Source organism: Sphingosinicella soli, assembly GCF_014199685.1.
Taxonomy (GTDB): domain Bacteria; phylum Pseudomonadota; class Alphaproteobacteria; order Sphingomonadales; family Sphingomonadaceae; genus Sphingosinicella; species Sphingosinicella soli.
The window spans coordinates 18,588-27,716 of record NZ_JACHNZ010000049.1 but is presented as its reverse complement, the minus strand read 5'-3'; the positions used below and the strand labels follow the sequence as shown (position 1 = coordinate 27,716).

Annotated in this window: 10 protein-coding genes and 1 tRNA gene; 2 read left to right on the top strand and 9 right to left on the bottom strand. The window is 66.6% G+C overall.

Annotation, left to right across the window (positions count from 1 at the left end):
• Positions 1-89: 89 nt before the first annotated feature.
• The 5 genes from GGQ98_RS16225 to GGQ98_RS16205 form a co-directional block, all read right to left on the bottom strand.
• Positions 90-488 carry a DUF2948 family protein gene (locus tag GGQ98_RS16225; protein WP_184071394.1) on the bottom strand — a complete coding sequence of 133 codons (399 nt, stop codon included), beginning with the start codon at positions 486-488 and terminating at the stop codon, positions 90-92.
• Positions 481-1,761: a UDP-N-acetylglucosamine 1-carboxyvinyltransferase gene (gene murA / locus GGQ98_RS16220; RefSeq protein ID WP_184071392.1), complete on the bottom strand. Its 1,281-nt coding sequence runs from the start codon at positions 1,759-1,761 to the stop codon at positions 481-483. The genes GGQ98_RS16225 and murA overlap by 8 nt, the downstream gene beginning before the upstream one ends.
• 19 nt (positions 1,762-1,780) lie before the next feature.
• Complete coding sequence (gene dcd, locus GGQ98_RS16215) at positions 1,781-2,335, bottom strand: dCTP deaminase (protein WP_184071391.1); 555 nt, start codon at positions 2,333-2,335, stop codon at positions 1,781-1,783.
• 25 nt (positions 2,336-2,360) lie between these two features.
• Entirely contained in the window at positions 2,361-2,843 is a 483-nt protein-coding gene (locus tag GGQ98_RS16210) for a UPF0262 family protein (protein WP_184071389.1), read from the bottom strand.
• Positions 2,844-3,131: 288 nt separating this feature from the next.
• Positions 3,132-3,208, bottom strand: a tRNA-Arg gene (locus GGQ98_RS16205).
• A 67-nt stretch (positions 3,209-3,275) separates the two neighbouring features.
• Here GGQ98_RS16205 and GGQ98_RS16200 point away from each other — a divergent pair.
• Both GGQ98_RS16200 and GGQ98_RS16195 read left to right on the top strand, forming a co-directional pair.
• Positions 3,276-3,845: a hypothetical protein gene (locus GGQ98_RS16200; protein ID WP_184071387.1), complete on the top strand. Its 570-nt coding sequence runs from the start codon at positions 3,276-3,278 to the stop codon at positions 3,843-3,845.
• A 462-nt stretch (positions 3,846-4,307) separates the two neighbouring features.
• Positions 4,308-4,499, top strand: coding sequence for a hypothetical protein (locus GGQ98_RS16195; RefSeq protein ID WP_184071385.1), 192 nt, complete (start codon positions 4,308-4,310; stop codon positions 4,497-4,499).
• Positions 4,500-4,577: 78 nt separating this feature from the next.
• On the opposite strand, the gene holA is transcribed toward GGQ98_RS16195, so the two are convergent.
• From holA to GGQ98_RS16175, 4 genes are read right to left on the bottom strand one after another with little or no spacing between them, the layout of a single operon-like run.
• The gene (holA, locus tag GGQ98_RS16190) at positions 4,578-5,621 is read right to left on the bottom strand and encodes a DNA polymerase III subunit delta (RefSeq protein ID WP_184071383.1); all 1,044 of its coding nucleotides are present in this window, start codon (positions 5,619-5,621) and stop codon (positions 4,578-4,580) included.
• A gap of 7 nt (positions 5,622-5,628) precedes the next feature.
• Positions 5,629-6,117, bottom strand: a complete 489-nt coding sequence (gene lptE / locus GGQ98_RS16185; protein ID WP_184071381.1) for an LPS assembly lipoprotein LptE — start codon at positions 6,115-6,117, stop codon at positions 5,629-5,631.
• Complete coding sequence (gene leuS / locus GGQ98_RS16180) at positions 6,114-8,609, bottom strand: leucine--tRNA ligase (protein WP_184071379.1); 2,496 nt, start codon at positions 8,607-8,609, stop codon at positions 6,114-6,116. The genes lptE and leuS overlap by 4 nt, the downstream gene beginning before the upstream one ends.
• 6 nt (positions 8,610-8,615) lie before the next feature.
• Positions 8,616-9,044 carry a DUF3576 domain-containing protein gene (locus GGQ98_RS16175; protein ID WP_184071378.1) on the bottom strand — a complete coding sequence of 143 codons (429 nt, stop codon included), beginning with the start codon at positions 9,042-9,044 and terminating at the stop codon, positions 8,616-8,618.
• Positions 9,045-9,129: the final 85 nt, after the last annotated feature.

The window sequence follows — 9,129 nt, the reverse complement described above, 5'->3', positions numbered from 1 at the left end:
ACCCCATATGAATATGTCTGCAAAATATGGTCCGAGCAGCCAAAACGGTTTATCAGAGAACCGCACCATCAAAACGAGGGACTAAACACCTAGGGTGTGTGTCGGGGTGTCCGTTTCGTGCCCCACGGTCCGCTCAGATCGTGCAGCTCCACGTCGATGCACTCAGCGTCGGCCCGAAGCGCCGCGCCGCCCGCGAAATCGATCTCGATCCCGCCGCCTGCCCATCGCACTGCGAGCAGATCGAGAACCGTGTCGGCGGGCGGCCAGCCGCGCCGTTTCAGCGCAGTCAGCGAATCGATACGCAGTGCACTGCGCGCGCGCGAGGGGTGCCGCGTTTCCCAGCGATACCGATTGGCGAGGATCACCAGCCGCCGCGCCTTCGCGTCATAGGCGACGTCGCTGCTCTTCACGGCGGCGTCCTGCATCAGTGCGGAAATCGTCTCGAGGTCGGCCTCGTCCGCAGCCAGCAGCCGCAGCCGCTCAGTCACTGGAAACCCGCTCGATATCGGCGCCCGCGCCCGAGAGTTTTTCCTCGAGATGCTCGTAGCCGCGATCGAGGTGGTAGATGCGGTTCACAACCGTTTCGCCCTCCGCCGCAAGCCCCGCGAGCACGAGGCTCATCGACGCGCGAAGGTCGGTCGCCATCACCTGCGCGCCGGTCAGGCGGTCAACCCCGTGCACCTCGGCGGTGCGGCCCGATACCCGGATGTCGGCGCCCATCCGGGCCAGTTCGGGCACGTGCATGTAGCGGTTTTCGAAGATCGTCTCGGTCAGGTGGCTGGTCCCGTCGGCGAGCGCCAGCATCGCCATGAACTGCGCCTGCATGTCGGTGGGGAAGCCGGGAAACGGCTGTGTTTCGATGTCGATCGCGCGGATGCGGCCGGTGTGTTTCACGCGCACGCCGTCGTCGGTCGCTTCCACCTCCAGCCCCGCATCGCGCAGTCGGTCCGCAACGACGCCCAGCGTCGCGAGGTCGGCGCCGACCAGTTCCACCTCGCCGCCCGCCGTGCCGACCGCGCAGGCATAGCTGCCCGCCTCGATCCTGTCGGGCATCACGGCGTACGTCGCGCCGTGCAGGCTGGTGCGGCCCTGCACGCGGATCGTGGAGGTGCCGTGGCCCTCGATCTTGGCGCCCATCGCGTTCAGGCAATTGGCGAGATCGACGATTTCGGGTTCGCGCGCCGCGTTCTCGATCACGCTTTCGCCCTTCGCGAGCACGGCGGCCATCAGTGCGTTTTCCGTGGCGCCGACGGAGACGATCGGGAATGTGATGCGCCCGCCGACAAGGCCGTTGGCGGTCGTGGCTTTGACATAACCTGACGTCACTTCGATCTCTGCGCCGAGCGCTTCCATCGCCTTCAGGTGCAGGTCGACCGGCCGGTTGCCGATCGCGCAGCCGCCGGGCAGCGATACGGTCGCCTCGCCCGCGCGCGCGAGCAGCGGCCCGAGCACGAGCACCGACGCGCGCATCTTGCGCACGATGTCGTAGGGCGCGAGCGTCGAGGTGAGCCGCGCCGCCTTGATCGTCATCACCCGCCCGAATTCGCCGCGCCGATGGCCTTCGATCATCGTCGAGACGCCGTGCTGGTTCAGCAGGTGCCCGAAGGTGTCGACGTCGGCGAGGCGCGGCAGATTGCGCAGCGTCAGCGGTTCCTCGGTGAGGATCGCCGCAGGCATCAGCGTGAGCGCGGCGTTCTTGGCGCCCGAGATGGCAATGCGTCCGGAAAGCGGCCTTCCGCCGCGAATGATGATCTTGTCCATGCCTATGCCTTACCGTGAATCAAAGCCGGGGCAAGGTCACGCCGCGCTGGCCCATGTATTTGCCGGCGCGGTCGGCATAGCTTGTCTCGCAGGGTTCGTTGCCCTGCAGGAACAGGAACTGGCAGGCGCCTTCGTTGGCGTAGATGCGTGCGGGCAGCGGCGTCGTGTTGGAAAATTCCAGCGTCACATGGCCTTCCCAGCCTGGTTCGAGCGGCGTCACGTTCACGATGATGCCGCAGCGTGCGTAGGTCGATTTGCCGAGGCAGATGACGAGCACGTCGCGCGGCACGCGGAAGTATTCCACCGTGCGGGCGAGCGCGAACGAATTGGGGGGGATGATGCACACGTCGGTCTTGCGATCGACGAAGCTGTTCGAATCGAAATTCTTGGGGTCGACCACGGCCGAATTGACGTTGGTGAAGATCTTGAAATCGTCGGCGACGCGCGCGTCATAGCCATAGGAAGAAAGGCCGTAACTGATCGTGCCTTCGCGGCGCTGGCTGTCGACGAACGGCTCGATCATGCCGTTCTCGAGCGCCTGTCCGCGAATCCATTTGTCGGACATCACCGCCATGCAACCCGGCCCTTTCCAGAATGCGTCAGCCGCGGATGTGCAGCACGCAGATCAATGTGAATAGCCGCCGTGCCGTGTCGAAATCCACTTCGATCTTGCCGTTCAGGCGCTCGATGAGTGTCTCGGCGGCGGCGTTGTGAATGCCCCGGCGCGCCATGTCCACGGTTTCGATCTGGCTCGCGGTCGCCTGCCGGATCGCCTGATAATAGCTTTCGCAGACCGCGAAATATTCGCGGATCACGCGGCGGAAGGGCGACAGCGCAAGCACGATGGTTTCGATATGCGCATCGTCGCTGCCGGCGATATCGATGGCGAGCCTGCCGTCCTCGACGCGAAGGCGGATCCGGTACGGCCCCTCATGCGGCGCGCCGCGCGTCGTGACGAGCCGAAAGCTGTTGCCTTCGAGAAGATCGAAGACGGCGACACGCCGTTCCTGTTCGATATCGGCGCTTCGCCAAAGGATCGTGCGGTCGTCGAGCTGAACATCGATGATGCGGTAATCGCCCATGCCGCTGCTTTATCGGGGCCCGCGCCGCCACGATAGCCCGAAAGCTGCCCCGCCAGATGAAGCCCCGAAATACCACACCCTGCCCCCGAACCCGTCAGGGTTCGCAAGGCCGACCGGCCGCCCGAGCTTATGCGAGGAAGCCAAGGCGACGGATGTCGCCGCCCGGCGTCTGAGGGCCAAAAACCGAACTCGTTCGCAAGGCCGACCGGCCGCCCGAGCTTATGCGAGGAAAGCCAAGGCTGCGGATGCAGCCGCCCGGCGCTTGAGGGACAACAAAAAAAGAAGAAATGGCGCGCCCGGAACGATTCGAACGTCCGACCCTCAGATTCGTAGTCTGATGCTCTATCCAGCTGAGCTACGGGCGCGCACGGGAGGGCGCTTCATAGTCGCCTCGCGCATCGTGTTCAAGCCCGTGTTTTCAGCGATGCGAACATGGCGCCTGCGCTTGCGGCCGGGGGGCGGCGTCTCTATCGTCCCGCCGCGATGCGCTACCTGTCCTTCCCCGCTTTTCTGGCCGTTTCGATGGCGCTCGGTGCTTGTTCGAACCGTGGCGGCGAATGGCCGTCGCTGGCACGCGTGCCCGGATCGCCGAATACGCCGTGCGGCGCTGCGGTCGAATCGGCGCCTCCTGCGGCGCGGCCCTGTGTCGCGGCGCCGCCGGCGGGCGCGATCGCACCGGCACAGAGCGAGACTGCGGCCCCCGCGCCCGATCTCTCCGCACTCGAAGCGCGCCTGGCGGCGGCGCGCAGCGCTTGGACCGATCAACTGAAGACCGCCGAATCGGCGGTATCGTCAGCCGCGCGTGCCGATTCGGGCGAAAGTGCCTGGGCGGCGGCAGAGCTTCAGCTCAGTCGGCTGGAAGGCGCGGCGGTGCCGTTCGAAGAAATCGCCGATGCCCTAGCAGGCAGCGAATCGGGAACGACGCTGCGGTTGTCGGCGCAGGCGGATCGGCAACGTCACCTCGATGCTTTCGCCCGGCTGCGGTCCGCGCTGCGTCGCTGAAAGTCGTGCGGCGCGACTTTCGCCGATTTTACAACTTATGCGTGCGCTGTTTACCGATTGTTTAGACTTGAGCGTCTAAACCGGTGTCAGCAGGCCGATCAGCTGACGGTTCGTCCCCCCGGTTCCTCTCCGTTTCCGCCGGAAGGTCTGCTGAAGAAGGACACGATGCCGCCCCCGCGGCATGCCAAGTGTTCCAAGGTTGCCTGAAAGGGTTGCGGCGCCAAATCCCCCGTGCGCCCGGCCTCCATCGCCGCCCGGTCCGTGCACCCCACTGGACCGGGCGGCTTTTCAGTATCGGCAGGCGTTGACGCGGGGACCGTGCTTGATGCAGGTTCAAAGTATAGTCGCGCCCGAAAACTGCGAGAGTGGACCCGAATCCGCCCTTCATGCGTTCAACGGGGTGAGGGAACATTAAGGAAAACGGCGCAACGTGGCCGCCTGATAGGGGTCACGCGCGTCGAAATGGAAAACATGATGTTTGAAAAGAGCGTGGGTAGCGGCGGCGAGAGAACAACACACGAGCGGCCCTCGGCCTGTGACACGAACAGCCGGGATCTCGAGGATCTGCTGCGGGAACTGGATCGCCCGCTCGACCAGTCGGTCGTCGATCGAGGCCTGTTGCGGCTCGCGACGTTCGTGGCGGGCCGACACTAAGCCATAAGATTTTCGAACGTAATTCGCGCAGTAACCTGCTGTTATATCAGAATATTCATGTGACGCCCGCTGAGCGGATCAGCGGCTTCGACGCGCCAGATGCGCCACCGCCAGCAGCGCGCGCGATGTCAGCAGTTCGGGGCTCGCGGCGCCGGGCAACTTGATCCGGCGCTCCGCTTCGAGAAGACGCGAAAGCCCGCTGCGCAGCGCCGGCATGGTCCATGTGGACGCCTGGCGGGAGATCCGGTCCCGCTCTTTCCAGAAGATCGGCGGCCGCGCGGCTTCCACCGCTTCGCGCGCGCTTCGGCCGGTGTCGATCGTGCGTCTCAGTTCGCTCAGCGTCATCAGCCGCCGCGCGACCGCGCGCAGTTGCGGAATCCCGATGATGCCGTTTCTGCCGAGTTTCGCGGCCTGCGTCTGGGCTTCCGCCGAATCGCCGCCGGCGACGGCATTCACCAGCGCATCGAAATCCGATTCGGCCATCGCGGCGCCGAGTTCGGCAAGCGCCTCCATTTCCAGCGCGCGCGCATTGTCCGGCGTAGCGCCGAGATACAGCGCGAATTTTTCAAGCTCGCGGGCGAGCACGCCGCGCTCGGCCCCGAACCCGGCGGCAAGCGCCTCGGCTGCCTGGCGCGAGGGTTTCAGGCCGTGCCGCGCGCAGGCCTCGATCACCATGTCCACCGCTTCGCGCCCGCTCAGCACAAAGCACTGCGCGACAAGCGCCAGCGGCGATCCCGTTGCGGCCTTGATGAGCGCGGACGACGGCTTCAGCGACGCGGTGCCGACCATGATAACAGGGTTGCCCGCTGCGGGCGCGCCGAGCAGGGCGCCCACGGCAGCCGCGCAATTGTCGCCTGCGCCGTCCACGCGGATCAGCCGCCGGTCGCCGAACATCGACACGGCGGCGGCCTCGTCCGCCAGTTTCGCAGGATCACCGGCAAGCGCGCCGGGGTCGAAATCGATGCGGCCCATCGGGTCGTCGGCCGGTGCCAGCAGCGCGGTGAAGCGGTCGGCGATCTCGCGCGCCTGCGCTTCATCGGGGCCGTAGAGCAGAACCAGTCTCGTGGCGGGGTCGAAGCGCGCCAGCGCCGCGTCGATCGCCTTGCGCTCGGCGGCCTTCACGCCGCCTTCACCGCGCCGCTTCGCTGCGCGCGAACAGCGCGACGCGCGCGATGATCTGCTGTGCGATCTCTTCGGAAAGCCGTTCGAGCGCGGCGTTTTCCGCCGCGATCACGGCATATTCGGAACTCACGATGTCGATGCCCGCGTCCGAACGCGCGACCGTGTCGATCAGCACTGCGCCGCTCGTCTCCTGCACGAGCTGCCAGCGCGCGCGCAGCTGGCGCCGCTCGCGCGAAATCGAATCGTCGCCGCGCACACCGAAGCCGCTGATGCTGTCGTCCAGCTTCACGATCAGCGTGTAGCGACGGTCGCCGCTGGCGGCGGGCAGGCGGTCGAGCAGGGCCTGCCGCACCAGAAAGCCGGACTTTTCGGGGATCACGGGCACGTCGATCGCAGAGAGGATCGCAACGCTTGGCCCCTGGCTGCCGCCCGAATAGACCGGTTGCAGCCCGCAGCCCGCCATCAGCAGCAGCAGCAGGACGGCGGCGCGTTTCATGCGACGAGGTTCACCAGCCGGTCGGGCACGACGATCACCTTGCGCGGGGATTTTCCATCCAGCGCACGCTGCACCTTTTCGCGGGTCAGAACCAGCGCTTCCATGTCCTCGCGCGTCGCGCCCTTCGGGGCTTCCACCTCGTCGCGCAGCTTGCCGTTCACCTGAATGGCGATCGTCACCGTGTCCTGCGTCAGCAGGCCGGGGTCCGCCTCGGGCCAGACCGCGTCCACGGCAAGCCCTGCCTCGCCCAGCATTTCCCACGCCTCTTCGGCGAGGTGCGGCATGGCGGGGGAAACGAGCTGCACGAGCATCTTCACGGCGTGGCGGCGTGCCGAAGACGGCGCGGCCTTCTCGATCGCGGCGGCCAGTTCATAGCTTTTCGCCACGGCCTTGTTGAACCGCAGCGCCTCGATGTCGGCGGTGATGCCGTCGATCGCGACGTGCGCGGCGCGCGTCAGCGCCTCGTCCTCGCCGCCCGCATCGTCCTTGGTTTCGTTCACCAGGCGCCACACGCGCTGCACGAAGCGCCATGCGCCCTCGATGCCCGCTTCGGTCCATTGCAGGTCGCGCTCGGCCGGGGAGTCGGAAAGCACGAACCAGCGCACCGCGTCGGCGCCGTACTGGTCGAGGATCGGCGAGGGATCGACCGTGTTCTTCTTCGATTTCGACATCTTCTCGACGCGGCCGACCGTCGCCGCGCCGCCGCCGATCTCGAAGACACCGTCGTCCCGTCGCTCCACTTCGCTCGGCAGCAGCCAGCGGCCGTCGGCGGCGCGGTACGTCTCGTGCGTCACCATGCCCTGCGTGAACAGTTGCCGGAACGGCTCGTCGAGGTCGATCAGCCCGCACGCCTTCAGCGCCCGCGTCCAGAACCGCGCGTAGAGCAGGTGCAGGATCGCGTGCTCGACGCCGCCGATATACTGGTCGACCGGCATCCAGCTTTCGGCCTCGGCGCGATCGAACGGCCTGTCCTTCGGCTGGCTGGCGAAGCGGATGAAATACCAGCTCGAATCGGCGAACGTATCGAGCGTATCGGTTTCGCGCCGCGCCGGCTTGCCGCACGCGGGGCAATCGGCGTTCTTCCACGTCGGGTGGTGCTCCAGCGGGTTGCCCGGCGTCTCGAAGGTCACATCGGCAGGCAGGCGTATCGGCAGCTGGTCTTCGGGCACCGGCACGACGCCGCAGTCCCCGCAGTGGATCACCGGGATCGGCGTGCCCCAATAGCGCTGGCGCGAAACGCCCCAGTCCCGAAGCCGGAACTGCGTCGTCCCCTCGCCCCAAGTTTCCGCCTCCGCGCGCGCGATCACCTCTGCGATAGCTTCGTCAACTTCCATCCCGGTCAGGAAGCCCGAATTCACCAGACGCCCCGGCCCGGTGTACGCCTCGTCCCCGATCGGTTCGGCGGCATCACCCACCACACGCGTCACCGGCAGCTGATACTTGCGCGCGAAATCAAGATCGCGCTGGTCGTGCGCCGGGCAGCCGAAGATGGCGCCGGTGCCGTATTCCATCAGCACGAAGTTCGCGACGAAAACCGGCATCGTCCATTCGGGATCGAGCGGGTGCACCACGCGCAGCCCGGTGTCGTAGCCCTTCTTCTCGGCGGTCTCGATCGCCTCGGCGGAGGTGCCGGTCTTGCGGCAATCCGCGATGAACGCGGCAAGCCCCGCATCCTTCGCCGCAAGCTCTGCCGCCAGCGGATGGTCGGCGGCGATGGCGGCGAAGCTCGCGCCGAACAGCGTGTCGGGCCGCGTCGTGAACACGTCGAGGCCGTCCTCGCGGCCTTGAAGCGCGAAGCGGAATTTCAGGCCCCGGCTGCGGCCGATCCAGTTCTCCTGCATCAGCCGCACCTTGTCCGGCCACTGGTCGAGGCTCCCCAGCCCGTCGAGCAGTTCGTCGGCGAAGGCGGTGATCTTCAGGAACCACTGGCTCAGCAGCCGGCGCTCCACCGGCGCGCCGGAGCGCCAGCCCTTGCCGTCGATTACCTGCTCGTTGGCGAGCACGGTCATGTCGACCGGATCCCAGTTGACGTAGCTTTCCTTGCGGTAAACCAGGCCCGCCTCGTACATCTTCAGGAACAGCGCCTGCTCGTGGCCGTAGTATTCGGCGTCGCAGGTCGCGAACTCGCGGCTCCAGTCGAGCGCGAAGCCGAGGCTGCGGAACTGTTCGCGCATTGCCGCGATGTTCTGCCGCGTCCAGCTTTCCGGGTGCGTCTTCTTCTCGAAGGCGGCGTTTTCGGCGGGCATGCCGAAGGCGTCCCAGCCCATCGGGTGCAGCACCTCGAAACCGCGCGCGCGGCGGAACCGCGCGATCACGTCGCCCATCGTGTAGTTGCGCACATGGCCCATGTGCAGACGCCCCGAAGGATAGGGGAACATCTCCAGCACGTAGGTCTTGGGCTTTTCGGATGCGCTGTCTGCCGCGAAGGCCTGGCGCTCGTCCCAAATGCGTTGCCAGCGGCCGTCGGCGACCGCGGGATTGAATCGCGTCATCGGCCTTTAGCCTTGATAAACTGCCCTGCGCATGTCGCGGGCGCGGGCGAGGATGGTTTCCTCCAGCTTCTGCACTGTGCCGGCGCGGACGGGTGCGTCGATCCAGTTGCTGCCCTGCAGCTGCTGGCGGATAGCGGCGACGCGCAGCGCGTCGGCGCGCAGTTCGCGGTCGAGAATGTACACGGTCACCTTCACGCGCTCCCCGGGTGCCTGGGGGTTGGCGTACCAGTCCGTCACGATGACGCCGCCGTTCGAATCGACCTGCGCCATCGGCATGAACGCCAGCGTCTCGAGGCTCGCCCGCCACAGGTAGGAATTGACGCCGATCGTCGTCGTCGTCGCGGCGGCGAGGTCGGCGCGCGGCGCGTCCTTCTTGCCTCCGCAGGCGGCGAGCAGGGCCAGCGCGACTGCCAGGCCCGTAATGCGTACACTCATCTTCACGTGGATTTCCGCTCCATCAGGCTTGCTCGGCGGCCGTTATAGGCAGCGCTTTCGGGGGCGCATAGCCCCTCTTCGCGTT

Excerpts from the sequence above, each read along its gene's own strand:
- murA (WP_184071392.1), bottom strand. The coding sequence starts at position 1,761 with ATGGACAAGATCATCATTCGCGGCGGAAGGCCGCTTTCCGGACGCATT.
- dcd (WP_184071391.1), bottom strand. The coding sequence starts at position 2,335 with ATGGCGGTGATGTCCGACAAATGGATTCGCGGACAGGCGCTCGAGAAC.
- GGQ98_RS16210 (WP_184071389.1), bottom strand. The coding sequence starts at position 2,843 with ATGGGCGATTACCGCATCATCGATGTTCAGCTCGACGACCGCACGATC.
- GGQ98_RS16200 (WP_184071387.1), top strand. The coding sequence starts at position 3,276 with ATGGCGCCTGCGCTTGCGGCCGGGGGGCGGCGTCTCTATCGTCCCGCC.
- GGQ98_RS16195 (WP_184071385.1), top strand. The coding sequence starts at position 4,308 with ATGGAAAACATGATGTTTGAAAAGAGCGTGGGTAGCGGCGGCGAGAGA.
- lptE (WP_184071381.1), bottom strand. The coding sequence starts at position 6,117 with ATGAAACGCGCCGCCGTCCTGCTGCTGCTGCTGATGGCGGGCTGCGGG.
- leuS (WP_184071379.1), bottom strand. The coding sequence starts at position 8,609 with ATGACGCGATTCAATCCCGCGGTCGCCGACGGCCGCTGGCAACGCATT.
- GGQ98_RS16175 (WP_184071378.1), bottom strand. The coding sequence starts at position 9,044 with ATGAGTGTACGCATTACGGGCCTGGCAGTCGCGCTGGCCCTGCTCGCC.